This window comes from Methanocaldococcus villosus KIN24-T80, assembly GCF_000371805.1.
Lineage (GTDB): Archaea > AGJL01 > Methanococci > Methanococcales > Methanocaldococcaceae > Methanocaldococcus > Methanocaldococcus villosus.
Map to the genome: position 1 here is coordinate 372,082 of NZ_AQUK01000001.1, position 26,468 is coordinate 398,549.

29 protein-coding genes are annotated in these 26,468 nt (G+C 27.4%); 17 read left to right on the forward strand and 12 right to left on the reverse strand.

From position 1 onward, the window contains the following. Positions 1-3: 3 nt before the first annotated feature. The 5 genes from rpmD (at position 4) to METVI_RS0102190 (ending at position 3,571) form a co-directional block, all read left to right on the forward strand. Entirely contained in the window at positions 4-468 is a 465-nt protein-coding gene (gene rpmD, locus METVI_RS0102165) for a 50S ribosomal protein L30 (RefSeq protein ID WP_004589965.1), read from the forward strand. Positions 469-478: 10 nt separating this feature from the next. After that, positions 479-910: an uL15 family ribosomal protein gene (locus tag METVI_RS0102170; protein ID WP_004589966.1), complete on the forward strand. Its 432-nt coding sequence runs from the start codon at positions 479-481 to the stop codon at positions 908-910. A gap of 156 nt (positions 911-1,066) precedes the next feature. After that, positions 1,067-2,380: a preprotein translocase subunit SecY gene (gene secY, locus METVI_RS0102180; RefSeq protein WP_040682706.1), complete on the forward strand. Its 1,314-nt coding sequence runs from the start codon at positions 1,067-1,069 to the stop codon at positions 2,378-2,380. Positions 2,381-2,385: 5 nt separating this feature from the next. After that, complete coding sequence (locus METVI_RS0102185; protein ID WP_017980993.1) at positions 2,386-2,961, forward strand: adenylate kinase; 576 nt, start codon at positions 2,386-2,388, stop codon at positions 2,959-2,961. Between the two features lie 13 nt (positions 2,962-2,974). After that, the gene (locus METVI_RS0102190) at positions 2,975-3,571 is read left to right on the forward strand and encodes an EMC3/TMCO1 family protein (RefSeq protein WP_004589968.1); all 597 of its coding nucleotides are present in this window, start codon (positions 2,975-2,977) and stop codon (positions 3,569-3,571) included. Here METVI_RS0102190 and METVI_RS0102195 read toward each other — a convergent pair. The 7 genes from METVI_RS0102195 to METVI_RS0102225 are packed head-to-tail and all read right to left on the reverse strand — an operon-like array spanning position 3,564 to position 9,590. Next, the gene (locus METVI_RS0102195; RefSeq protein WP_004589969.1) at positions 3,564-4,361 is read right to left on the reverse strand and encodes a sugar phosphate isomerase/epimerase family protein; all 798 of its coding nucleotides are present in this window, start codon (positions 4,359-4,361) and stop codon (positions 3,564-3,566) included. The two genes, METVI_RS0102190 and METVI_RS0102195, sit on opposite strands and share 8 nt — an antisense overlap. Before the next feature lies 1 nt (position 4,362). Continuing rightward, on the reverse strand, positions 4,363-5,109 hold the full coding sequence (locus tag METVI_RS0102200) for a hypothetical protein (RefSeq protein WP_004589970.1): 747 nt from the start codon (positions 5,107-5,109) through the stop codon (positions 4,363-4,365). Positions 5,110-5,115: 6 nt separating this feature from the next. Beyond that, entirely contained in the window at positions 5,116-5,598 is a 483-nt protein-coding gene (locus METVI_RS0102205; protein ID WP_004589971.1) for a multiprotein bridging factor aMBF1, read from the reverse strand. A gap of 5 nt (positions 5,599-5,603) precedes the next feature. Then, positions 5,604-6,329, reverse strand: a complete 726-nt coding sequence (gene pstK, locus METVI_RS0102210) for an L-seryl-tRNA(Sec) kinase (protein ID WP_017980994.1) — start codon at positions 6,327-6,329, stop codon at positions 5,604-5,606. 7 nt (positions 6,330-6,336) lie between these two features. Continuing rightward, the gene (locus METVI_RS0102215; RefSeq protein ID WP_004589973.1) at positions 6,337-7,509 is read right to left on the reverse strand and encodes an aspartate aminotransferase family protein; all 1,173 of its coding nucleotides are present in this window, start codon (positions 7,507-7,509) and stop codon (positions 6,337-6,339) included. Next, on the reverse strand, positions 7,502-8,500 hold the full coding sequence (leuB, locus tag METVI_RS0102220; RefSeq protein ID WP_004589974.1) for a bifunctional 3-isopropylmalate/3-methylmalate dehydrogenase: 999 nt from the start codon (positions 8,498-8,500) through the stop codon (positions 7,502-7,504). Before leuB ends, METVI_RS0102215 begins: the two co-directional genes overlap by 8 nt. Further along, a complete protein-coding gene (locus METVI_RS0102225; RefSeq protein WP_004589975.1) occupies positions 8,493-9,590 on the reverse strand; it encodes an amidohydrolase family protein in 1,098 nt (365 codons plus the stop codon). The genes leuB and METVI_RS0102225 overlap by 8 nt, the downstream gene beginning before the upstream one ends. A 104-nt stretch (positions 9,591-9,694) precedes the next feature. Here METVI_RS0102225 and METVI_RS0102230 point away from each other — a divergent pair, with 104 nt between their 5' ends. From METVI_RS0102230 to METVI_RS0102265, 8 genes are read left to right on the forward strand one after another with little or no spacing between them, the layout of a single operon-like run. Further along, complete coding sequence (locus METVI_RS0102230; RefSeq protein WP_017980995.1) at positions 9,695-10,402, forward strand: ribosome assembly factor SBDS; 708 nt, start codon at positions 9,695-9,697, stop codon at positions 10,400-10,402. 11 nt (positions 10,403-10,413) lie between these two features. Beyond that, positions 10,414-10,689 carry a 50S ribosomal protein L37Ae gene (gene rpl37A / locus METVI_RS0102235; protein ID WP_004589977.1) on the forward strand — a complete coding sequence of 92 codons (276 nt, stop codon included), beginning with the start codon at positions 10,414-10,416 and terminating at the stop codon, positions 10,687-10,689. A 6-nt stretch (positions 10,690-10,695) separates the two neighbouring features. Continuing rightward, the gene (locus METVI_RS0102240; RefSeq protein WP_004589978.1) at positions 10,696-10,836 is read left to right on the forward strand and encodes a DNA-directed RNA polymerase subunit P; all 141 of its coding nucleotides are present in this window, start codon (positions 10,696-10,698) and stop codon (positions 10,834-10,836) included. 2 nt (positions 10,837-10,838) lie between these two features. Continuing rightward, on the forward strand, positions 10,839-11,351 hold the full coding sequence (locus METVI_RS0102245) for an rRNA maturation protein (RefSeq protein ID WP_004589979.1): 513 nt from the start codon (positions 10,839-10,841) through the stop codon (positions 11,349-11,351). Next, positions 11,351-11,608 (forward strand): KEOPS complex subunit Pcc1, encoded by a 258-nt coding sequence (locus METVI_RS0102250; RefSeq protein ID WP_004589980.1) that lies wholly within the window; start codon positions 11,351-11,353, stop codon positions 11,606-11,608. Before METVI_RS0102245 ends, METVI_RS0102250 begins: the two co-directional genes overlap by 1 nt. Then, positions 11,590-11,808: a 50S ribosomal protein L18Ae gene (gene rpl18a, locus METVI_RS0102255; RefSeq protein ID WP_004589981.1), complete on the forward strand. Its 219-nt coding sequence runs from the start codon at positions 11,590-11,592 to the stop codon at positions 11,806-11,808. Before METVI_RS0102250 ends, rpl18a begins: the two co-directional genes overlap by 19 nt. A 45-nt stretch (positions 11,809-11,853) precedes the next feature. After that, on the forward strand, positions 11,854-12,279 hold the full coding sequence (locus tag METVI_RS0102260; protein ID WP_004589982.1) for a DUF2666 domain-containing protein: 426 nt from the start codon (positions 11,854-11,856) through the stop codon (positions 12,277-12,279). Beyond that, complete coding sequence (locus tag METVI_RS0102265) at positions 12,276-13,319, forward strand: radical SAM protein (RefSeq protein ID WP_004589983.1); 1,044 nt, start codon at positions 12,276-12,278, stop codon at positions 13,317-13,319. Before METVI_RS0102260 ends, METVI_RS0102265 begins: the two co-directional genes overlap by 4 nt. Here the strand turns inward: METVI_RS0102265 and ade are convergent. The 3 genes from ade to METVI_RS0102280 form a co-directional block, all read right to left on the reverse strand. After that, a complete protein-coding gene (gene ade / locus METVI_RS0102270) occupies positions 13,299-14,936 on the reverse strand; it encodes an adenine deaminase (RefSeq protein ID WP_004589984.1) in 1,638 nt (545 codons plus the stop codon). The two genes, METVI_RS0102265 and ade, sit on opposite strands and share 21 nt — an antisense overlap. Positions 14,937-15,013: 77 nt before the next feature. After that, positions 15,014-18,304, reverse strand: coding sequence for a CARDB domain-containing protein (locus METVI_RS0102275; protein WP_017980996.1), 3,291 nt, complete (start codon positions 18,302-18,304; stop codon positions 15,014-15,016). 109 nt (positions 18,305-18,413) lie between these two features. Then, positions 18,414-19,793, reverse strand: coding sequence for an ABC transporter substrate-binding protein (locus METVI_RS0102280; RefSeq protein WP_017980997.1), 1,380 nt, complete (start codon positions 19,791-19,793; stop codon positions 18,414-18,416). A gap of 105 nt (positions 19,794-19,898) precedes the next feature. On the opposite strand from METVI_RS0102280, the gene METVI_RS0102285 reads away from it, so the two are divergent. The 4 genes from METVI_RS0102285 (at position 19,899) to METVI_RS0102300 (ending at position 24,540) form a co-directional block, all read left to right on the forward strand. Next, positions 19,899-20,438: a cohesin domain-containing protein gene (locus tag METVI_RS0102285; RefSeq protein WP_004594878.1), complete on the forward strand. Its 540-nt coding sequence runs from the start codon at positions 19,899-19,901 to the stop codon at positions 20,436-20,438. Beyond that, complete coding sequence (locus METVI_RS0102290) at positions 20,439-21,218, forward strand: hypothetical protein (RefSeq protein ID WP_017980998.1); 780 nt, start codon at positions 20,439-20,441, stop codon at positions 21,216-21,218. Next, on the forward strand, positions 21,215-23,203 hold the full coding sequence (locus METVI_RS07135; protein ID WP_017980999.1) for a cohesin domain-containing protein: 1,989 nt from the start codon (positions 21,215-21,217) through the stop codon (positions 23,201-23,203). The genes METVI_RS0102290 and METVI_RS07135 overlap by 4 nt, the downstream gene beginning before the upstream one ends. An 86-nt stretch (positions 23,204-23,289) precedes the next feature. After that, the gene (locus METVI_RS0102300; protein WP_017981000.1) at positions 23,290-24,540 is read left to right on the forward strand and encodes an ABC transporter substrate-binding protein; all 1,251 of its coding nucleotides are present in this window, start codon (positions 23,290-23,292) and stop codon (positions 24,538-24,540) included. A 2-nt stretch (positions 24,541-24,542) separates the two neighbouring features. Here METVI_RS0102300 and trpB read toward each other — a convergent pair whose 3' ends face one another. After that, positions 24,543-25,736 carry a tryptophan synthase subunit beta gene (trpB, locus tag METVI_RS0102305; protein ID WP_004592445.1) on the reverse strand — a complete coding sequence of 398 codons (1,194 nt, stop codon included), beginning with the start codon at positions 25,734-25,736 and terminating at the stop codon, positions 24,543-24,545. Further along, a complete protein-coding gene (locus tag METVI_RS0102310; RefSeq protein ID WP_004592444.1) occupies positions 25,736-26,425 on the reverse strand; it encodes a ZIP family metal transporter in 690 nt (229 codons plus the stop codon). Before METVI_RS0102310 ends, trpB begins: the two co-directional genes overlap by 1 nt. Between the last annotated feature and the right edge of the window lie 43 nt (positions 26,426-26,468).

The window sequence follows — 26,468 nt, forward strand, 5'->3', positions numbered from 1 at the left end:
AATATGGCTTATGCTGTAATTAGAGTGAGAGGTAGAATAGGAGTTAGAGGGGATATTGCTGACACTTTAAAAATGTTGAGGCTTCATAAAGTTAATCACTGTGTTATCATTCCCGAGACTGATACTTATAAGGGAATGTTAAGAAAAGCTAAAGATTATATAACATGGGGAGAAATAAACAAAGAAACCTTAAAAAAATTGATTTTAAAGAGAGGAAGATTACCTGGAAATAAGAGAGTAAATGAAGAAATAATAAAAGAATTAACTGGAATGGATATTGATGAATTATGTGAGAAAATCATTAATGGAGAAATAAAAATCAAAGATCTTCCAATAAAGCCAGTTTTTAGGTTACACCCTCCAAAAAGAGGATGGGAAAGAAGAGGAATAAAAAAACATTTTAAAGAAGGAGGGGCTTTAGGATACAGAGGAGAAAAGATAAATGAATTATTGGAAAGGATGATGTAAAGGTGAAATAATGATTAGAAAGAGAAGAAAAGTCAAAAAGTACAGAGGGTCTAGAACCTGTGGAGGGGGAAGTCATAAAAAGAGAAGAGGAGCTGGAAACAGAGGAGGAAGAGGAATGTCTGGAGGATTTGACCATATGTGGACATGGGTTATTAAATACGATCCTGAAAGATTTGGTAAATATGGTTTTTCAAGGCATCCATCATTAGTTAAGGATTATGAAACAATAAATGTTGGTGAGTTGGAAGAGCTAATTTTAAAGAATCCTGATAAATTTGAAAAAGAAGGGGAAAAATATATAGTAGATCTAACTAAATTGGGTTATGAGAAACTATTGGGAAGAGGAAAAATTTCTATACCTGTAGTAGTTAAAGTTGTGGAAGTTTCAGAAAGAGCTAGGGAAAAAATAGAAGCTGCTGGTGGAGAGGTTGTTGAATTATAAAATATTTTTACTCTTTTTTTTATTTCTAATTTTTGAATTTAAAGAAGAAAAGAAAATTTTTTATAATAGCTATTTTTATGAACTTTTTTTGCAATTATTTAACATATTAAAATTAGAATTTGTAAAAACTATTAGGTGATAGATTTGGAAAATATTATGAAAAGTCTCATCCCTATATTAGAAAAAATCCCTGATGTAGAATTACCATTAAGAGAGCCATCTTTCAAAGAAAAGCTTAAATGGACAGGTTTAGTTTTAGTATTGTATTTTATAATGGGAACTATAGATGTCTATACTGCCGGTGCTCAGATTCCAGCTATATTTGAGTTTTGGCAGACAATAACAGCATCAAGGATTGGAACATTAATAACACTTGGTATTGGGCCAATAGTTACTGCAGGAATTATTATGCAATTACTTGTTGGAGCTAAAATAATAAACATTGATCTATCTATTCCAGAAAACAGGGCACTTTTTCAGAGTACACAAAAATTTTTAGCAATACTTATGTCATTTGTTGAAGCTACATTATTTGTTGGAACTGGGGCTTTTGGTTCGTTATCTCCATTAATTGCATTGTTAGTAATATTACAAATAGCCTTAGGTTCAATAGTGTTAATTTACTTAGATGAGATAGTTTCTAAATATGGAATTGGTTCAGGTATAGGGTTATTTATAGCTGCAGGGGTTTCACAAACTATATTTGTTGGAGCTTTTGGACCTGAAGGTTATTTATGGAAGTTTTTCAGCTCATTATTACAAGGAGCTCCAAACATAGAATATATCTTACCAATATTAGGAACAATTATTGTATTTTTAATGGTTGTCTACTCAGAATGTTTAAGGGTAGAGATTCCTTTAGCTCATGGGAGAATTAGAGGAGCTATAGCAAAATATCCTATAAAATTTGTATATGTGTCAAACATGCCTGTAATCTTGACAGCTGCATTATTTGCTAATATACAACTTTGGGGATTAGCTTTACAAAAGGTAGGTTTACCAATATTAGGTCATTTTCAAAATGGAAAAGCTGTAGATGGAATAGCATATTATTTATCAACACCATATAGCATACTCTCAGTACTGTCTGATCCAATACATGCAATTATTTATTTAATAGCAATGATAATATGTTGTATATTCTTTGGAATCTTCTGGGTTGAAACTACTGGCCTAGACCCAAAGACAATGGCTAAAAGAATAAGCTCATTAGATATGGCTATAAAAGGTTTTAGAAAAAGTGAGAAAGCAATAGAACAGAGATTAAAAAGATACATTCCTGCCATTACTGTCATGAGTTCAGCATTTGTTGGATTTTTAGCTGCAATAGCTGACTTTATAGGAGCTTTAGGTGGAGGTACAGGAGTTTTATTAACTGTTTCTATTGTATATAGAATGTATGAGCAATTATTAAGGGAAAAAATAACAGAACTACATCCTGTCATATCTAAATTAATAAAAATGAGGTGATATAAATGGGTAGAGTAGTGGTTATTGTAGGAGTTCCTGGAGTAGGATCAACCACTGTAACTAGTAAAGCTATTGAAAAGTTAAAAGAAGAAGGGGTTGATTATAAAGTTGTGAATTTTGGAACAGTTATGTTTGAAATTGCTAAGGAAGAGGGGTTAGTAGAACATAGGGATCAGTTAAGAAAATTACCTCCTGAAGAACAGAAGAGAATTCAGAAATTGGCAGGAAAGAAAATAGCTGAGATGGGCAAGACAGAAAATATTGTTGTTGATACACATAGTACAATAAAGACTCCAAAAGGGTATCTGGCAGGATTGCCCATATGGGTTTTGGAAGAATTAAAGCCAGATATTATAGTATTAGTAGAGGCTGACTACTCAGAAATATTAATGAGAAGATTAAAAGATAAGACAAGAGAAAGAGACTTTGAATCTACTGAAGATATAGCTGAACATATATTTATGAATAGATGTGCAGCTATGACTTATGGAGTTTTAACAGGAGCTACAATAAAGATTATCAAAAATAGAGACCATCTATTAGATAAAGCTGTTGATGAGTTAGTAGAGGTATTAAGATAAGAGGGTGTAAAAAATGTTTGATACTATTATAAACTTTTTTTATAATTCATTAGATGCTATTTTTTTACCAATAATAAAAATTTTACATCCAGGAATGTCTATTTTATTTATAGCTTTTATAGTTTCTTTAATAATTACATTGGCTAATAAATTTTTAATTGACCAGGAAAGGTTAGGGGAAATAAAAAGAGAAATGCAAGAAATACAGAAAAAGTATAAAAAATATATGAATAACCCAGAAAAGTTAGAAGAGTTAAAAAAAGATCAGGAAAAGATGATGCAATTAAATGCAGAATTTATGAAAATGAGTTTTAAACCAATGATTTATACATGGTTACCTATAATACTTATTTTTATTTACCTAAAACATGTTTATGGATATAATGGAATATACCAAAACCTTTACCCTGATTGGAATGGAGTTGTAGTTTATCTCCCAACAGTGTTAGCTAAGTTACTATTAGTTGATTTTTGGCATTGGTTGGGTTCTATGCTTTACCATGGAGGATTTAAAATAGTTTCTAACAATGCCTTAGGATGGTTGGGATGGTACATATTGGTTTCATTTGTAACATCAACAGTATTAAGAAAAATTTTTGGACTTAAATAGATTCTAAGTATTCAACCTCTTTTATAACAATATTTATTTTCTCCTCTTTGCTAAGGTTTTTTCCAAATCTTCTATCATCAAGTTCTAAATTAAACATCCCTTTATACCCTCTATGTAACAATTCCAAAATGTACTTTGAAAAATCAATATCTGACTTTATTAATGAGCAATGGTCTCTATTATTAATAACTCCTGATATATGAGTATGTTTGATATAATCATATAATTCTAAAAATTCATCTAAATAACCTTTAGCATGTGGAAAATCTAAGGTTAAATATAACCCTTCAAAATTTTTTAATATATTTTCAACATCTTTTGGATGCCATCCAATTCTATTAATCTTCTTTGGTAGATTTTCCATACAAAATGTTATTTTTTTCTTTTTAGCCTCTTTTAAACAAATATTTAAATAATTATAAAAATGATCATACTCCTCTTTAGTAGGCTCTCTTGTGGTAGGTCTTTTCCCAGGATGAATTGTTATAACATCACATCTATAAAATTTAGCCAATTCTAAACTCCACAATGTTTCCTTTATAGAAGCTTCTCTTACATATGGGTTTAATGATGATGGGTTAAGCTCAATATGTGGTGCATGCAAACCTATATCAAATTTTTTAAATTCTCTTCTTAACTCTGAAATATAATCTAAATCAAACCTGTTATCCCAAAAATCTGGATTTTCTGGAAAAAATTCCATACATTTTAATCCAATCTCTCTAAATATATCAACAATTTCAAACATAGGATATTCCCAAAAAAATAGTGTAGATAATCCAATTCTCATACTATCCCTTAATAATATGGGCTATCTCAAACACCGCTCCTGACAACTCATTACCAATGTCTTGCAACTCTGAAAGGTTAATCTCCACTTTATTCTTTTGAACAGAAATGGCTATAGGTAAAAACTTATATGCAATCTCAAAAAGTTCAAAAGGCTTGCAAAACATGTCAATTGCTACTAAACCATTAAATTTATCTTTATCAAAGTTTTGAGTTAAAACTTTATTTATTATTATATTTTCACTGTCTAATGTAGATATGAGTTTCTTTATTACAGTCTCTTCATCTTTTCCCACACCTTCAAAGACACATTTTACCCTTATATATTCTTCTGAAAGTTCTAAAATCTCATCTTCATCAAATCTACCCAATTTATATTCTTCTACATTAATATCTTTCTCTTTTAAATCCATTTTATATACAACATTATACTTCTCATAAATCTTTTTAAAAAAAGATATTACAAAAGCTAATGCTTTATTGATTTCATCAACATCCAACACTAATTTATCTGGACTTACCACTTCTATATCAGCACCATATTTTAAACAAAATTCCAAATATTCTAATAAATTATTAAAAGATATCTCAAATTCTCCAATTTTTGTATAAAACTCCCCTTCTTCTGTTTCTTCAAATACTAATTTTGGGTTATAATTTTTAATATCTTCCTTAATCCTCTCAAACTCTTTATCTACAATATTTTTAATGTTACCTTTTACTTCAATTAAAGCTCTTATCTTTATCATTTTATCTCACTTCTTAAATTTTAAAAAATGTCCTAATGTAAAACTCTCCTCCTCTGAAGAACTTTCAATTGTCTCCTCCTGTGGATTAGCTAATAAATTAATTTTTAACTCTTTCTCTAACAATTTTATTTCTTTTTCATTAGGTTCTAGCTCATATCTTTCAAATTTTTGTAAAACTGTGGCTTTTATTTTTAATCTTCTTGCTAACTCTTCAATAGATAACCCCAATTTTTCCCTAGCTTCTCTGATTACATCACCATAATCTTCCCTTAACTCTACAAGTTTATCAAATAAATCTCTTCTTGGCCTTTTAACAATTCTTTTTTCTGTTTTAACATCTCTTGTAGGTATTTTTTTCCCTATTCTTGAATATGTTTTTGGAGTTTTCCCAAACTTCTTGCACTTTTCACATACCATCATTTCTGAGCCTTCTATTATAACTTTGTAAAGTTTATCAGTTAGTTTTCCACAGAGTTCACACATTTGCATAAAATTCACCGACTTATAAGGGATTTAAACTCTTTTATTGCTTCATCATAATTTATATTTTTATTTTTTAGACTCTTTAAGAATTCTTTTCTAAGATTAATTATTTTTATAATTTCATCTTTATTAAGATTTTTATTTTTTATATAACTATTAATAATCTTTCTTGTCTCAATGTCTATTTTATTTAATAGAGACTGCTCTTTAATAACCTTTTTTATTTCTATTTTTTCTTTTGATTTTTCTATTAATATTTTAGCTATTTTCTTATAATCAATATTTTCTGTTGTATCTATTTCCAAAAAGGGCTCATCCCATTTATATTTCTTTCCTGGGGGGTCAAATTTATTATACATATTGATTATAACTTCATCAGGAACTTTTTTTTCTCTTTCTTTATTTCTTTTTAATATAACATCTAATGGAGCCTTTAGATAGATAATAGCATATCTCTTATTATGTTTTTTAGCTATCTTTATCAAATCCCTTCTTATTGAATTATAATAATTTGTATCATCTACAATAACCCAATATTTCTTTAATGCCTTGTCAATCAAATAAAATAAACTCTCTTTTATGAATGGCTCATAATCTACTTTCCATATTGGAAAACTCTCTCTTATTAAATCGCTTCCTAAAACAATCACATCTACATCATTTGACAACTCTTTAGCCAATTTTTTTGAGAATTCAGTTTTTCCTACTGCAGGCAAACCAGTTAAAATAATTAACATTTGTCCCTCACTCAGAATAATTTTTAAACACTTCATTTAAATTATCTACAAGTAAATCTATTTCCTCTTTTTCAACAATTAAAGGAGGTAAGAACCTTAAAACTTTTTCAGATGTACAATTAATTAAAAATCCTCTTTTTAACATCTCTTCAACAATTTTATTTCCATTAAATTCCAATTCAACACCAATCATTAATCCCAAACCTCTAACATCTTTTATAAACTCATAATCCAACTCTTTTAATCTATTTAAAAAATACTCTCCTTTTTTAAGAACTTTGTTATCCCTTATTAGCTCCTCAATAACACTTAAATTTGCTAAAGCTGCAGAACAAACTAATGGATTTCCTCCAAATGTTGAGCCATGATCTCCATAATTTAATGCTTTCTCTATTTCCTCTTTTAGCAATACTGCTCCTATTGGCAAACCTCCTGCAAGAGCTTTAGCTAATGTTACCATATCTGGCTCAATACCATAGTGTTCAAAAGCAAACATCTTGCCCGTTCTACCAATTCCTGTTTGGATCTCATCAACAATTAATAAAATATTTTTATCTTCACAAATATCTGCAATTGTCTTTACAAACTCCATTTCAGCAACATTCACTCCTCCTTCTCCCTGAACCAATTCCAACATAATAGCAATTGTATTATTATCAACTCCCTCTTTTAAAGCTTCAATATTATTAAATGGTAGGTGTTTAAACCCTTCTAATAGTGGTTCAAAACCTTCTCTTATCCTATCTTTAGGTGTTGCTGATAAAGCTCCATAAGTTCTACCATGAAATGCATTATAAAAAGTTATAATTTCTCCTTTTTTATTTAATATCTTATTAGCATATTTTCTAGCAAACTTTATAACTCCTTCTATAGCTTCAGTCCCACTATTGCAGAAGAAAGCTTTATCTAATTTAGACAACCCTACCAATCTTTTAGCTAATTCAATTTGTGGGATGTTATAGAAAAGATTGGAGACATGTATCAAATTCTCTGCTTGATTTTTAATAGCTTCTACAATTTTTGGATGACAGTGGCCTGCATTATTAACCCCTATCCCTGCTATAAAATCCAAATATTTCTTATTATTTATGTCATAAACCTCCATACCTCTACCTTTAACAATAACTACTGGATATCTCCTATAAACCTGTAAATGATATTTTCTTTCTAACTCAATCATGTTCTAACCTTTTTATGATTTCTTCTGCCATTTCAAATGTTTTTAAATTTCCTCCTAAATCAGGAGTGGTTAATCCTTCTGCTAAAACTTCTTCCAATGCCTTCTCTATTTTATTAGCCATTTCATGTTCATTTAAATACCTTAACATAAGAACTGCACTTAAAATTGTTGCTGTTGGATTAGCTATTCCTTTTCCAGCAATATCTGGAGCTGAGCCATGAACTGGCTCAAACAATCCATGTTCATCTCCAATATTTGCAGATGGAGCTAACCCAAGACCACCAACAGTACCTGCAGCTCCATCAGATAAAATATCTCCAAATAAGTTAGATGTGACAACCACATCAAATGTTTGTGGTTTTGTTATAATGTACATGTTCATTGCATCAATGTAATAATCCTCTGCCTTAATATCAGGATATTCTTTAGCTATTTTATAGAATACATCCTTAAATAATCCATCAGTTATTTTTAAAACATTTGCCTTGTGAGCACAAGTTACCTTTCCCTCTTTACCTTGTTTTTTTCTATCTCTTGCCAATTCAAAAGCAAATCTAAATATTCTTTCACAGGCTTTTTCAGTAATAACCCTTGTAGCTATTGTAATACCCTCATCAATTTTTGCCTCTATTCCTTTATATAACCCTTCTGTATTCTCCCTAACAATTACATAGTCAATATCATCTCTCAAACACTTAACCCCTTTATAAGCCTTAACTGGCCTTACATTAGCATATGTATCAAGAATATGTCTAAGTTTAACAATAACATCTGCAGCAGTTTCCCCTGCAGCTCCAAATAAAACAGCTTCACATTCTAAACACTTTTCTACAGTTTCCTCAGGAAGAGCTTTTCCTGTTTTCTTATAAACCTCATCTCCTGCTTCAGCATAAACAAACTCAAAGTCTCCTACAGCTTCTAATATCTTTACTGTTGCAGGCACCACCTCTTTCCCAATACCATCTCCTGGTATAACACATATCTTATGCATTATTCCACCATATATTTATTATATCTCCTTTTTCAACCCTCATCAATGAAGCTACTATATTTTTACTAAACAAAATGGCGTTTGTAGGTTTTATAAAGGTTAGATCAGCTTTATAGCCTTCATCTATTAATCCCACATTTTCAAGTTTTAATATTTTTGCATTGTTTATAGTAGCCATCTTTAAAATCTCTTTTGGTTCTATATGATAGAGCTTATATATAAACTCCATCTCTCTAAATATAGATGGAGAATTTGCCATGAAATTGTCACTACCTATCCCTAACATTATTTCATTCTCCATCAATTTTTTAATATTTGGCATACCTACATTAAAATATAGATTAGCTCTAACACATAAGACAGTTGGGATATTTTTCTCTTTTAATAAATAAATATCTTCATCACTTAAATGTGTCCCATGAATGATAAAATCAGGTTTTATATTTAACTCTAATAATCTCTTTAGTTCAGTTTTACCATATTTTTCTATACTGTACTCTACAGCCCCTCTATGTTCAGCTACATGAATAGAAAAAATTTTATTATATTTTTTAGTTAAATTATATATTATCTTCAACTCCTCATCATTATATTCATTGGCTCCACTCAATCCTATACCATCAGCAGAAAATAAAATTTTTTCAATTTCACTTACATCTATATTTATTGGTCTTCCTAAAATAATAGCTTTTATTCTTCTATTATTAAGAGCTTTCCTTAATAACTTCACTCCCTTTAACCCCCCCTCTCTAAAATCACAGAAATATCTTATCCCCAAACTAACCATTTCATCTATAGCTAATCTTATACCTTTTATAATAATATTATCATCTAAAATTTTTAAATACTTGTGTTTTAAACCATTTGGTGGTTTAACAAGCTCATCTAAATCCTTATTTATCCCTATGTCTTTAATACAATTATCAGCAATGTGTGTGTGAGCATTTATAATTGAAGGGATAATTAAGCCATTAAATTTTATATCTTCCCTTTCATTAGTAAATCCCTTAATTATTCCTTCTTCAATAACTAAATTTCCCTCTCTTAGAGTAAAATCTTCTCCATATAGAAATTTTCCTCTGATAATCATTTACATCACTAAAAAGGTTTTTAAATCCTTAAAAAATATAATTTATTAAATCTAATATTAAATAATATTTCTATCCGAAAAATTTATATAATTGGGGATATGATATGGTATCCTTGGAAGAAGCTGTTATAGCTAGATTAACAGCACATGGAGAAAAGTTTGAAATTTTAGTAGATCCTTATTTAGCTGCTAAATTAAAAGAAGGTTTGAATGTAGATATGGATGAACTCTTAGCTATTGATGTAGTTTTCAAAGATGCTAATAAAGGAGAGAAAGCTCCTGAAGAATTATTAATGAAAGTTTTTGGAACTACAGATGTTAAAGAAATAGCTAAAAAGATCATATTAAAAGGGCATGTTCAACTCACTGCTAAGCAAAGAGAAGAGATAAGGGAACAAAAAAAGAAACAAATTATAACAATAATATGTAAAAACACAATTAATCCTCAAACTGATACCCCACATCCTCCTCATAGAATAGAAAAGGCATTAGAAGAGCTTAAGATAAATATTGACATTTATAAATCTGCTGAAGAACAAGTTCCTGAGATTATTAAAAAACTTAAAAGAGTCCTTCCTATAAAATTTGAAAAAAGGGATATTGCTGTTAAAATTCCTCCTGAGTTTGCTGGTAAGGCTTATAATGTGTTACACCATTTCGGTTCTGTTAAACAGGAAGAGTGGGCAAATGATGGATCATTAATTGTCTTAATAGAAATCCCCAGTGGGGTAGAATCAGATTTCTACACCCAACTAAATAAAATAACTAAAGGTAATTTCCAAGCAAAAGTTTTAAAAAGATATAGTGAATGAGGTGAAAAATTATGTTTAGTCATACAAAAAAGGTAGGACCTGCAGGAAGATTTGGGCCAAGATATGGTTTAAAAATAAGAGCAAGAGTTAGAGATGTTGAAGTTAAAGCAAAACAAAAATACAAATGTCCTGTTTGCGGATTCCAAAAGTTGAGAAGAGCTTCAACTTCTATTTGGGTTTGTGAAAAGTGTGGGGCTAAAGTTGCTGGAGGAGCATACACTCCAGAAACTGGTGCAGGAAAGGCTGTTATGAAAGCTATAAGGAGAATATTGGAGAAAGAAGAGTGATGAATTATGGTTGAATACAAATGCTTAAATTGTAAAAAAATTATTTCTTATGAGGAGTTAGGAAATAGGGCAAGGTGCCCATACTGTAGTTATAAAATTTTAATAAAGTTAAGACCAAAAGTAGTTAAACACTTAAAGGCAAGATAACTATGATATTAACTAGCTCAAGAAAACCTTCTCAAAGAACAAGAAGTTTCTTAAGGGATCTTGAAAGAACATTAAATATTCCATATATTCAAAGAGGTAAATTATCTTTAAAAGAGTTATTTGAAATGGATAAACACATCCTTTTAATAGGAGAATTTAAAGGAAATCCTGGAACATTAATGGTTTATGATGTGGAAAGAGAAAAAAAGTTATCGAGCTTTATTTCTGTTAAACTCCAAAGAGAAATCTGTGGAGAGAAGATATATAATAAAGATGGTATAAAACTTAAAGTAGATAAAAGATTAGAGGATGATGAGAATTTTAAAGAATTTTATGATATATATGATAAATTTTTATTTCAACATCTAAATATTGATGATCAATCTGAAATTGTCTTAAGATTAGAAAAAGATCCAAAATACCTATTTGCTATGCAGTTTTATAAAAATAGAGTTAAAATTGGCCCATTAATTAGGATTAAATCAATAAAACTATTTGATAAATTAGTGGAATAATGAACAGGTTTAAGTTAATATTAACTTTTGATTCTGAAGAAGAGGCAAAAATTATTTATAATGCTATTTATTTAGAACATATATCATCTCAGATAAGATCAAGAGCTGAAATGAAGTTAGAAAGAAATGTTATAAAAATACATGTAGAATCACCAGATATATCTATTTTAAAGGCTTCAATATATTCTTACCTTAGGTGGATATCTGCAGCACAAAACATATATAGAAAGGTGAGAGAATGCCATTCTATAGAATAACAGGTAAGGTATTAAAAAAGGAACCCATGTTTTTCAGAAAAGAGTATAAAGCTTTAAAACCTGAACATGCTATTGAGTTGTTATATTCTGAGTTTGGTGGACTCTATAAGGTTAAAAGATCAAAAATAAAGATAGAAAAAGTTGAAGAAATCCCTCCAGAAGAAGTTACTGATCCTATTTTAAAAGCTTTAATATTTTAAAAAATTTTAAAATCTTTTATTAATACATTTAAATAAGGTGATAAATTGGAAGAAAAAATTGAATTCTTAGCTAAGCATAAAAATTGGTTTGTTGTAAAAAAATTAAAGATAGATGAGCATACTGAAGATATTGAAATTGCAAGATTACTAGCCTCAATTGGTGAAACAGTAGATAATAAGTTTATAGAATATTTACCTTTTGATGTAAATAAGCTTTATGAGATAGCAGATTCTATATATCAAAAAAAGAAAGGTAAAATAAAGGAAGAGGATATAATAAATGCTTTAAAAAAATTAAAGTCTCCTGCAACAACAAAGAAATTAAATGAAATTGATGCTTCAAAAGAAGGAAAGGAAATATTAAAGATAATGTTAAACAATATAGTTTTAAAAAGATTAGGTATTGAAACAAAAGTTCCTGCTAAATTAATAGAAAAATATATAGAAAAGAAAAACTTGGGAGAGATATGATTGTTGATGAAATATTAGAAAATGTTAGAAAAGCTTATAAAATTACAAGAAGACATTTTAACTATGTATCTTTTGAAAGAGCATTATTTTTAGGGTGGTATTGTAATTTAAAACATCCATGCAAGTTTTGTTATATGAGCACACAGAAAAATAAAATAAAAAATCCAGAAAAAGCTAAAAGAAGTTTATCTTCTATTTTAGCTGAAGCTATTTTAATGAAAAGAATTGGTTGGAAATTAGAATTTATCTCTTCAGGTTATGGATTTTCTGAAAAAGAAATAAATAACATAGCAGAAATGGTGGCTTATGTTCAAAAATGTAAGCAGTTTTTAAATACAGGAGTTATTAATTTAGATGAAATAAATTTAGATATCATTGAAGGAGTTACTGGGGCTGTGGAAACTGTTGTTAAAAATAGAGATGAGATTTGCCCTGGAAAGCCATTAGAGAGGATAAAAGAATTTTTATTAAAAGCTAAAGAAAGAGATTTAAAAACAGGAATAACTATAATATTAGGTTTAGGTGAAAAGGAAGAAGATATAAGTAAATTATTGGATTTAATAGAAGAGTTAGATTTAGATAAGGTAATATTTTACTCATTAAATCCACAAAAAGGAACTATTTATGAAAATAAACCCACTGTAACAACTTTAGAATATATGAATTGGGTATCCTCTGTAAGATTGGCATTTCCAAAGATAAAAATAGCTACTGGAGTTTGGGTAGACAAGATTTCTATGATTAGCCCTCTAATTTGTTCAGGATCAAATGTAATAACAAAATTTCCTGTATTTTCAATATATGGAACAAAGTATGCTTATTGGGTTGAAAAGGAGATAAAAACAGTTGCAAAACTTTTGGGAACTTTTACAGATTTAGAGGTTTTAATGGGAGCTAAAGAATTAAAAGAAACTCCTTATATTGATGAAGATATAAAAATTAATGAAAAAAATAAAGAGAAAGTAGAAGGTTTAAAAGGAGAAATAGATAAAAAGATCAATAGTTATGTTAATAGTGTATTAAAAAGAGTTAATAAATAGATCCACAAGCTCCATGTTCTTAACTAATCCTTTATCAGTTATTTTTAACTCAGGGATTACTGGTAGGGAGAAGAAGCTCATAGATAAAAAAGGGTCTTCAAAATTGCACCACCCTTCTATAATTTTATTCAGCTTTTCTATTTCTTCTAAAGTTTTTAAACTATCTCCCATAATGCCTGCAACTCTTAATGGAACTTTATATACCTTGCCATTTAACACTGCTACAAACCCTCCTCCAATAGATTTTAAAACACTAACAGCCAAATATAGATCATCTATATCATTTCCAATAGCTATAATATTATGTGAATCATGAGCATATGTTGATGCTAATGTACCTTTATTTAAAAACTCTATCAAACCCTTACCAACATTTCCAGTATTTTTATGCCTCTCAATTACAAAGATTTTATTAAGTTTATTAGCTTCTAAAAGTTCTTTAGCTTTTTTAACATTTAAAATTTTTTCTTTTGTTATTAGGCAGTCTTTTAATGGTTTTATTACTCTTACCTTACCATCTTTTTTATTATAATCAATCCCTTCTATTAAAAAATCTTCCTTTTTAATTTTGCAATTAACAGTTTTTAATAAAGTTTTTGGGATTCTTTTTTTACTATTATTTAAGTCCTTTAAAATATCATTCAAAAATTTCCCTTTAATTATAATATTATTTATTTTAAATTTCTCTATATCATCAAAAATTATAAAACTAGCTTCATTTCCTGGTTTTATTCCTATATCTATGCCCAAATAGTTTGCAGGATTAGCAGTTACCATTTGTATGGCTTCTATTGGAGAAACATATTTTATAGCCTTTCTCAATATCTTTACCATATAACAATCAAGATCTTTTGAAACATCATCACTTACTAATATAATATTTCTTTTATCTTTAACTTTTTTAGCAACTTCCAGTAGATAAATATTTTTAGACACTGTTCCTTCCCTAATCATTAATTTTAATCCCAATCTAAGCTTTTCTAAAGCTTCATCAATTTCAAAAGCTTCATGGTCACTCATGATTCCTTTTTCAATATATTTATTTAACTCCTCACCTCTTAAACCTGGGCAATGTCCATCAATTAGTTTTTTATATTTTTTAGCTATGTTTATTTTCTCTATAATACTTTTTTCATTATTTATAACAGCTTTATAATTCATAACTTCCCCTAAACCTAAAACCCTATCTAATGTTATTAACTCTTCTATGTCTTTAGCTGTTATCTTAGCCCCATTAGTTTCTAATTCTGTAGCAGGGACACATGAAGGAAGCATAACATAAACATCCAAATATTTTGCATCATTTAACATAAATAAAATTCCATCTTTACCACATACATTAGCTATTTCATGAGGATCTATAACAACCTTAGAAACTCCTGACTTTAAAACTAATTTTTCAAATTCTGAAGGAATGAGATGAGATGATTCTATATGAATATGAGCATCAATAAAAGTTGGGGAGAGGTATTTTCCCTTTAAGTTAATAATTTTATCATCTTTCTTAATCTCATTATTATCAAAATCTATTAATTTTATTTTTTCATCAAAATATACATTTCCTTCTAAAATTTCTCCTGTATAAACATTTATGATTTTAGCATTTTTTAATATCATAAATAAAAACCTCCAAAATAGATTATTAGTTATCTTTAAATTATATAATAAAAATAAAAAAAGAATATATATAAAATTTAAGGCTTCTCTATTTTAACAGCCTTTCCATCTTTCCATTCTACGAATATTGGCTCATCTGGGATATCATCTAATGTCTTGAAGTACTCTACAGCCGCTTTTGTTCCCCATCTGTCTGAACCTGCTAATAAAATAACTATATGGCCATTTATTATCTGTTTCTCAATAACCCCTCTATTCTTACCTGGATAGTCATTAGTTACTTTAACTGGGAATGCCCATAGCCATTTCTTAACTACTGGATTTGCTATAGGACCTCCGATTAATATACAATCTTCTTTTATTTCTAATGATCTATTTATGATATCTACAACGTCTTTTAAATACTTAGCTGATAAGTTTAAATCGACATCATTACCTACTATAACTTTAGATTTATATACTAACTCTTTTATCTTCTCTGATTTTATATCTTCAGCAACTCCTGGGTATTGCTCAATTGCCCTGTGATGCCCCCCACCACTACTGTAGTAAGTTGTAGTTGTAGGCAATTCAGTAACTAATAAAACATTAACAATTGGATCTTTAACTAATGTTATTTTTAAAATTCCATTATCTATTTTAAACCACCCTAATGATACATTAACATTAGGATCACCTAACGGCCTTAATTCTTTATTATCTACTTTTATAGTCTCGACTTTTAAATGCCCTATTGGGATATAGATAATTGAAAATCCTTTTTTAGATAGATTACTAACATTAAACTTAATTTCAGAAATAATTTTATTATTAACCTTCTTGGATATTTTTTTTGTTATATTTGTTATATTAAATCCTAAAGAAATTACTGATTCTACTTTAATTTCACTAATGATTTTTTCAATATCTTTTTCTGAGGAAATCTTAATATTCATTAAATCATTATTTATATCTTTTATATCTTTTATCTTTTTAATTACGTATTTAGTAATGTTTATAGATGTGTTTTCTAGTTTAGGGATTACTAATGTATCAATGGTTGTAGGAATAATTGTTAAGTTTATATCTTTTATTTTTTCCATCTTTACTTTATCTATATAAGTATTATTTAATACTTCACTATCTAAATTAATTCCTTCTAACGCTATTTTTATTTTTTCTGGAAGTAATGTATTATTAACGAATACTAAATTATATGGATAACCATCACCATCAGACAATTTTATATTTTTTATTACTATATAGGATTTATTAGAAATATTAATCACTGAAATATTTGCTATAACAAAATTACCATGTTTTGTGAAATTATATCCAGTTAGGAATATTATATTATTTTTTATTGTGTAGTTATAGACTCCTATAGCACTTATGTTAGATATATTCACATTATCAAATTTAATATATACATCATAACCAGAACAGTTTCTTTCTATAGGTACTCCTCTAACATATATTTTTACAGTAGTATTATTCTTCACTGTATCTACATATATTGGTATTTCATTAACTTTCACTATTTTAACTAATTTATTATCACTTTCATTTTCTTCTTTAATTATATTATATTTATCTACTAAAACTACCAAAACATAATTTTTCAATTCTTTAGGCTTCCAAACAAATGATATTGTTTTCTTTTCACCTACTTTTAAGTTATTAATTGTAATTGATCCTATAGTTTCACTGTCTGCATATAAGTTAATGTCAAATGACTTATTAATAATGTCTTGATGTCCATCATTTACAATAGTAATGTTTATTTCTGCAGGAATTCTATAATAAATTTTATTAGGCAAAGAGACACTAGCAATTTTAATATTTGGTCCTTGTACGACTATGGATGCATTATTAGTTATAATTTTATTAAATTTATATCCATTAACATCAGATACTACTAAATTTCCAAGACTTATTTCAGAATATCCAACATCTACAGCTCTAAATATTGCTTGAGCTATTGGTTTTGAAGTATTTATTTTCCCATCAACTATTGAGAAATATATATAACCATCATTTATACTAATATTAGTTAAGTTTTCACTTATTGGAGTTATTAAGAAACTAAAGTTTTCACATTTTAAAACATTTTTATTGTAAAAGATTTTTCCTTCAATAGCTTTAACTGGCCTTTTTGGTGATATATTTTCTAAACTAATATTTACTACAAATGTTTGATCTGTTTTAATTAAGTTTTTAGATGGGTTTATCTTAATTACTATTGGATTTTCTGTAGCTATGATGTTAGTTAAAACTAAATAATTATTATTCTCATTTATTTCTTTAACTTTATTCTCACTATCTACAATAGCTGTTATTGTATAATTCTTTATATCTATTGGCATAAAATCAAATGTTATATTTTTACTTTCTCCAACATTTAGCCCATTAATAATCTTTTTCCCTACAATTTGGGAATCCGCACATAAAGATACTGTGAAATTATCAGTTATATTTCTTTCACCAACATTTTTAATTTTTACATTTATGCTATTATTTTGATAACAGATTATAGGTTGATTCAGTGTTATATTTTCTATAACTAAATCTGGTCCAGGAATTATAACTTTTGTTACATTAGAGTTTTTTATTTCATAAGCTCCTGTAATATCAGCCAATTTAACATTCTTTAACTCTATTGTAGTATTTCCAACATTTATTATATTAAATGTAAAGTTTATCTCTACAGGAGTTGTAGAGTTTAAATTATCTGCTATAAACATTCCATTACTGTCATTATATTTTATTGAAACATTTGAAGTAATATTTGTTAATTTTAACATCTTTTTATCATATATAATATAACCTTCAAAACTTTTTATGGTAATATTCTCTTTAGGTTTTATAATAGTGGTGAATACTAAGTTTTTATATAATTCACCATTAATTTTATCTGGAACTATAATATCTGCTATAGGTTTATAATTAATAACAATTGAGCAACCTTCTACACTAATATTTTCAATATGTTGCCCTTCAGGACTTGAGAATACAACGTTACTTAAATTAACTACATCGCTACCACTATTAACTGCTTTAAATGTTAATGTTGCCAATGTTAGATTTCCAGAAATATCCTTAGATAGCCAAACACTTACGAAACCATCTGAAATATTTATTTTTATTTTATTAGCATTTTCTAAAACTACCTTACTTAAGGTTATATTTTTTAATTCTAAGACGTTTTTATCGTATGTAACATAAAAATCAAAACCTTCACATAGAGGCAAGTTATTAACAGTTACATTTACGTCAAAATTATTTCCAATATAAACTTCTTTATACTTAGGTACTATTTGAACTGTTGCAGCTCCTGCAGTTAATAGTGACATTAATAATAATGTTAATATCAATATTCCTCTCCTCATATTTTCACCACTATAATTATTCAATTCTTAATAATTTTTACTCACAAATATAAAATTTTTGTTATAATTTATTATCAAAAATTAATTAAATATTAAAAAATAAAAATATCTAATTTGCTGTATATGGTTTAGCTGTATTATCTTCTGGATTATATTTTAAAAAGAAGTGAGTAGTTCTCCCTTTAAATAGTTCTGGATGAATAATAGTCGCTAAATCATATAATAGCTCATCAGTTTTCATTAAACCTATTTGCCAATAATCATCACTAATGCAGAAAACTCTACCATTTTTAACTGCTTTAAAATCTTTATATCCTGGATGGTCATTTTTAAATGTAGTTAACCATTTTGTGTTAGAAGGAATTACCCAAATATCTGCATTCTTTGCTCTATCAGCAAATGTCTCATAGTTTATGCATGCTGATCCAGTACCTGGAATATCTTTAAATATATAATCTGCATGACAATCTTCCATAATTCCCTTAGCTACATAAGATTGCGCTTTTGGAACATATGTTCCTCCATATGATGGGTAATTTTTACCCCATGCTACTAATACATAATCTCCATTTCTTGTGATTCTTCTAACATTTAGTGCATTTTTTTCTACTTTAGTAAAGTATTCTTTAGCTACATCTTCCTTATTGTATAAAGCTGCAAAAAATTTTATCCATTCAAATCTTGCTAAAAAACTATTTTCCAAATATTCTGAATCGGCTATATAAGTTAAATTTAGCTCTTTACATTTTTCAATTATAGCATCACCAGAATATCCGGGATATACTATAATAGCTTCTGGAGTCAAATTAATAATTTTATCCCAATTTGGATTCCATGAAGAACCAACATCAATAATTGATCCATTCTCTAAACCTTTCTTTATATCATTAAAATACCATGTATATCCTCCTCCCCACATAATTCCTTTAACTGAAGAAATAACTGAACCATCATTATTTAATGGTTCCATTAATGCTATATGGGTGGAACTCATAATTACTACTCTTTTCAGGGGAACATAAAGAACTTTCACATCATTTCCATACTGTGACTTAGCTAATTTTATATAATTCTCAGCCTCAGTTTGAGGGGTTGATCTATTTATTAATACAAATTTTTGATCTTTAGCATCAATTAAAACTTTATAAGCATATTTATCTCCTTCATAAGGATTAACTTCATGTCCATATGGGTCATAATACTTAATTTTAATATTTTTAGCATATTTTACAGGCTCTCTAAACTTATCATAATTTCTAAATAGATAAACAACATCTGCGATATCTACAGAGTTATCACAGTTTAAATCTCCATCTGTTAATGGAACGTCTCTATGTTTAAATAGGTAAATGACATCTGATATATCAATATATCCATCTTTGTTAATGTCTCCTAACCTATGTTTATAATCTATACTCTCTCCAAATATTGGTATTATAAATAATGAAGTTATTATTAATAAAACCAAAAACTTTTTATTATTTATCATAATATATCACCACCAATAATTTTATATTTATTACATTAATTAAAGATTACTTAATTTTTATAAAAAAAACTTTATTAATATATAAATTTTATGTTTGGTGAGAAGATGAAAAAAATAGCTATTGTTATGTTATTCTTATTATTAACAAATTTATATGCAGTAAATCTGAAAATAGACACTCCTAAGAATGTTAAAGTTGGTGAAGAATTCAATTTAACCATTGATGTTATTAATGATAAAAAAATATCTGGTTTTGAATGTTTTATAACTATACCTAAAGATAAAATAAAAATTATTAGCATTGAAGATAATAAAACAATAAAAAATAAAGCTGGAAATTTTTATTTTTCAAATTTTTCTAATTCTAAAGCTTTTGTAAAATTTGCATTATTTGATAAACCAATTAATAGTAATTTTAGGCTTTTAAATTTAAAACTAAGAGCTATAAGGTCAGGAGATGCTAAAATAATTATAAATGCAGTAGCTTCTGATGATGACGGAAACTGTATATTTAGGGAAAATAAGGAAATTGAAATTAAAATTATAGGAGGTAATTCTGAAGGTAATAAATCAGAAAAAGAAAATTTCTTTGATGTCTTATTAAAGACTATTTTAAATTTCATAAAATTATTATTTGGTGATTAAATGAAGAATTTAATTTTTTTAATCCTATTAATTCTATCTTGTTGCTACGCTGATGATATTATAGTTAAACTAATTCCAGAAAAGGTTGAAAATAACGGAAGTTTATTATATTTGAACATATCTGTAGAAAATATTCCCAGAAAAGATAGCCTTAATGGTGATGGAGGATGTGGAGGGGTAGATTTATATATAAACTATTCTCCTGAGTTTTTAGATCCAGTAACCTTTAATTGGAGTGATATTTGTAAAAATCAAAAAATTAAAGAATTTAAATTCAATAATGGTTCTTTTTACTTATCTATTTTATTTGATAATCCTATCTATGAAGATTTTATTTTAGGGACTTTAACTTTTGTTCCTAAAAAAGTAGGTATCACATATATCAATATTTCAGGAGTTGTTAGCTCTAAAGAGGGTTTAAAATATGATGGTTATAATTACAATGGAGTTAAATATCCAAAAACATTATTTTATGGCTCTGAGATAATTATTAAAAAATCTATTAATTATTCTGGAGAGAAAAAACTAAATGAATCTATAACAAACATTTATCAAACATCTTCAAATATTATTAATGTAAATGTAAACATAACTGCTAATCAGAAATCACCAAAAATTATTATTAAAGAAATAAATATATCTGAAACAAAACCTAACATAACAATTTTCATAAAAGAGGAAGATAATTTAGATATTAAATTATTATTTTGTGTTTTTTTAGGTAGTATTTTATCAGGAGTTGTTTTTGGAATAATTATTAAAAATGTAGTGAGAATATGAGCCCGAGAAAGATTTTTTTTATATTATTAATTTTAAATGTCTGTCACTGTTTTACAGTAAAATTATTACCTGAGAGTGTAAATACATATATTGGAAATAATTTTGACGTAAATGTAACTGTTAATAACTTGCCTCTATGTGAAGGTTTTGATTTTTATGTTACATACGATAAAAACGTCTTAGAATTAAAAAATATAACCTTAAGTAAGGTAGTTTTAGAAAATGCTAATAAAATAAAAATAAATATTTCAAATGGTTTCGTAAGTGTTTGGCTATCTAAGGATATTTCTGGAAATCTAACATTGGCAACATTAACATTTAAAGCAGTTAATAGTGGTAGCGATGTAGTTAATTTAAGTAACGTTGTATTCTCAAGTCCTGAAGGTTATAGACTAACCCCATCTAGAATATATGAAAGCAGTATAAATATATCCTCCTATCAAAAACCTATATCTACTCTAACGTTAAAAGATAATGAAGCTATTCTAAGTGTATATAGCCATACTTTAATAGAAAATGTTTCTGGAAATATAACATTTAAAAATGCTTCTATACTAAACAACCCTGAACCAATAATACCCTATAACAGCTTCAATTGCCATTGGAACTCTTCATATATTAAATTTTTTATAATTCCAAAAGAAGAAAAATCTGGTTTTGATTTATTGAAAATTCCTATAAATTTGTCTAATAATCCAAACATAACTATGTATATATATATAAATGGAAATCTTTCATTATCTAAAATATTCTACAATATAAACAAAATAAATGTTACAAACTATAGTGGTTTAACTTTTTATACAGACAATTTAGCTGATGAAATCAATTTAACATATGGTCATGAAAAAGAAATCTTGCTATTAGCCAATAATATTAAAGAAAATATTACAAATATTAGTGGCTATATATATATTAACAGATCAATATTAAATGTTTATAATTATGGAATCCCTGAATCATCAGTAATATACTACAAACATAAATTAAAACATTACAATATTTCCCTAACTGATAACTATCTCTACTTTAATATTTCTTTTAATAGCACAAATGGTACATTTGGTATATTAAGATTTTATATATATCCAAAAATAAATAAAAATATATCAACATTGATTTATATTAAAAATCTTTCAGTCTATAAAAATTTTTCTAAACCAGTCATATTGCCTTATAAAAATTTAACTATTAATATAATAGAAAGACCTATAAAATTAAATCATCCACCAAAGTTAAAAATAGCATGTTATATTTATAATAACAAAGAAGTTCATTTCTTAGCTTTAGCTTATGATTCAGATAATGATAGTTTAAAATATTTCTGGGATTTTGGAGATAATAGCACATCAACAATTAAAGACCCAATACATGTTTATAAAAATTTTTCTTATTATTTGGTTAAATGTATTGTAAAAGATAGCTTAAATGCATCAGCAAAAGTAGAAGGTATTTTAGAAATCAAAAACTATACTCCAGTATTGAAGTATTGCTTATCTAATATAACTAATAACACAATATATTTAAATATATCTTTAATAAATCCATTTAAAACTAAAATTTTAGGATATATTAGTGTTTATAATAAAAACTATAATTTTTATCTCAAACCAAATGAAACCTTAAATTTATCAATACCAATCAATATTTCTGATGATGTAATTAAATATAATATTATTTATTATCCAATAATAAAAAACAAAAAAAATGAAAAATTTGAAATTTTATATTATACTTGGAATTATGAAAGGAAACTAACATCTAATATATCAGAAAGTACAAAAATATTGAGTTACAATATAAATAAAACATTAAACTTAAACTCATCAAAAATTATTATAAAAATTAATAAAAATTATTTAGTTAAGAATTATAATATAACAAAGTCTGTTAAAACTTTCTCTAAAAAATCTTTGTTTGTTTATATATTCACTACTATTTTTAGTTTTATTTTAGGATTTATTCTTGTATATTCTAATAAATAAATATTAATAAGATTTATATATTTTTTAACATTTTTTATTAATTGAGTATTTATTTATTTTACTATAATATTAACAAGGTGAGGATAATGAGGAAAATATTATTATTAATCATACTAATAATAAGCTTACCAGCAATTTTTGGAAGTAAAGTTGGAGATATTAACAAAGATGGATATATTGATATATCAGATGTCATTTACCTATTTAAACATAGAGACGTTCCATTAACAGATGGAGATTTAAACTGTGATAACTCTGTAGATATCGCAGATGTTGTTTATCTATTTAGAAATTATGATAAGTTTAGAGAGCCTGTAGTTTTTGCTAAGTATTTCCAAATAGATCAACACTGGAATGAAGGTTATTGTATAGTGACTGATTCAAAAGGTCATAAATTTTTGTTAACAAATAGATCAGATATATCAGTTCCTGGAACTATAAAAATAGAGATACCGGTTAAAAAAATAGTTACCATCTTTTACTGTCCAATTGTTTCTACAGCCGATATATTAAAAGAAAATTGGATATATGATACAATAAAAGGGGTGCCAAAGTATATATTAAAATATTCCTCTGATCTAAAAAATAGGTATAATGAAGGAAAAGTCTATGATATAGGCTCCTCAACAAGTATTGATTATAATATAGTTTTAAATATATCTCCTGATATTGTGTTTTTAGGTGATTGGCCACAACATGATGCTATGGAAGAAAAATTGAAAGAATTAAATTTAACTGTGTCTAGATTCTATACCTATATTGAACCTACATTTTTAGGTAGAATAGAATGGGCAAAATTTGCTGCAGCTTTTTGGGGACATAATGTATATGAAAAAGCCAATAATTATTTCCAAAATGCATGGAAAAAATATATGGATCTAAAAAGAAAAACTTATGGAGCAAATTATATAAATGCAGTGACATTCTCAGCATTCACTTCTGGTAAAGTCTATATTCCACAAGGACAAAATTACTACGCCTCATGGATAAATGATTTTAGAGGAAATTATATATTCTCCTATATCCCAGGAACTAAAAGTCAAAAAATAGATACTGAATTGTTTGTAGAAAAAGCTAAAAATGCTGATGTTGTTATATTTAGACAGTTTAAGAACATAACTACTGCTGATGAGATAATGAATTATTATCCATTTTTAGGAAATATAAAAGAGTGGAAGGCTTACAAAAATGGTAGGTTTTATATATCCAGACCAGATTATTATATATGGGAAGCTAAAGACCCAATAGGAATGATGGAAGACTTTGCTAAAATGTTGCATCCTGAAAAATTCCCAAATGGAGATAATGATTTAAAATATTATCATAAAGTTAAATAAATCTATAAATTTCTACCTAATGCCTTAGCTACTGTCTGCACATCTTTATCTCCTCTTCCTGAAAGATTGATAACAATAATATCATCTTTGTCAAAATTTTCAGCTAATTTAAGAGCATAAGCTACTGCATGGGAACTTTCTAAAGCTGGCAATATTCCTTCTAATTTACAAAGTAGTTTAAAACCTTCCAAAGCTTCGTAATCTGTTACAAATACAGGTTTTATTCTTTTTATATCTTTTAAAAAACTTAATTCTGGACCTACTCCTGGATAATCAAGGCCAGCAGATATACTATAGCTTTCTTCTATCTGTCCATATTCATCTTCAAGAACATATATTTTTGCTCCATGTAAAACTCCTACATCCCCCTTACATAAAGAAGCTCCATGTCTTTTTCCATCTCCTCCAGCTTCTACTGCATAAAGTTCAACATCATCATCTAAAAACTCATAAAAAGCTCCTATAGCATTACTACCTCCTCCAACACATGCTACAATAGCTGTTGGAAGACTTTGCTCTTTCTCTAATATTTGTTCCTTTATTTCTTTTCCTATAACTCTTTGAAATTCTCTAACTATTAAAGGATATGGATGAGGTCCCAAAGCTGATCCAAGTAAATAATAAGTAGTTCTAACATTTGTTGTCCAATCCCTTAAAGCTTCATTTACAGCATCTTTCAATGTTTGAGATCCACCATATACAGGAATAACTTTAGCTCCCATCAACTCCATTCTAAAGACATTTAACTTCTGTCTTTCAACATCCTTAGCTCCCATATAAATATTACATTCAAGCCCGAGCTTAGCACATGCTGCAGCTGTAGCTACTCCATGCTGTCCTGCACCAGTCTCAGCTATAACTCTTTTTTTACCCATTTTTTTTGCTAATAAAGCTTGGCCTATTGCATTATTTATTTTATGAGCTCCTAAATGACAAAGATCCTCCCTTTTTAAATAAACTTTACATCCTAAATATTCACTTAATCTTTCAGCATAGTATAGAGGTGTAGGCCTTCCAACATACTCTTTTAACAGCCTATAATATTCCTCCTTAAAATTACCTTCATTTTTAAACCAAAATCTATTAAATGCATTTTCTAACTCTTCTATAGCAGGCATAAGTGTTTCAGGTACATATTTTCCACCATATTCTCCATATTTTCCTTTTTTATCAGGATATAAGCCTTTAATACCCATTATCTCACCATTCCTATTAAGCCAACTATTATATATCCTATTATAATATATAATATAACATCTTCCTTATGATGATACATGTGTGGATATAATGTTATAAAAGTTCCCAAAAATATCCCTGCTGAATAAGATAGAAGTGGTTTTATAGGGAGATTTTTAAGTAATATCAATCCCAAAATTGTTCCTAAAACTGTACCAAAAGATATTATTGAACAAATTAATAGTGGTTGTTTATACACCCACTTCAATGGAGATAACAAAACAAAACCTGCTGGTATCTTGTGGGTTATTATAGCTAAATATAGAGGTAATCCAATATTACCTAAATAAGATATAGCTAATATTAAACCATCTATAAAAGTGTGAATAAAGAAAGATATAGGATAAATGTATTTTACTTTAAACATTTCTAAGTTTTTACACTCTACACAGTAATTTTTTGACATAGGACAGTAGGCTAGAAACTTTTCTATTATATAAACTGTTAATATTCCTAAAGATAAAGGAAGAAAGAAGGTTTTATAATACCCTTTAACTAATAATATTAATGTAGCTACACCAAATATGAATCCTAATGATATGGCTTCAACTTCCTTTCTATATTTTAAGGATATAGAATAATAAGCTAAAACACTACCAATAAGCATAATAAAAAAACTAAGGATTGCTATATATATCACTACTAACATAAAAATCCCTCCAGATAATTTTTATTAATTAACATTAATAATT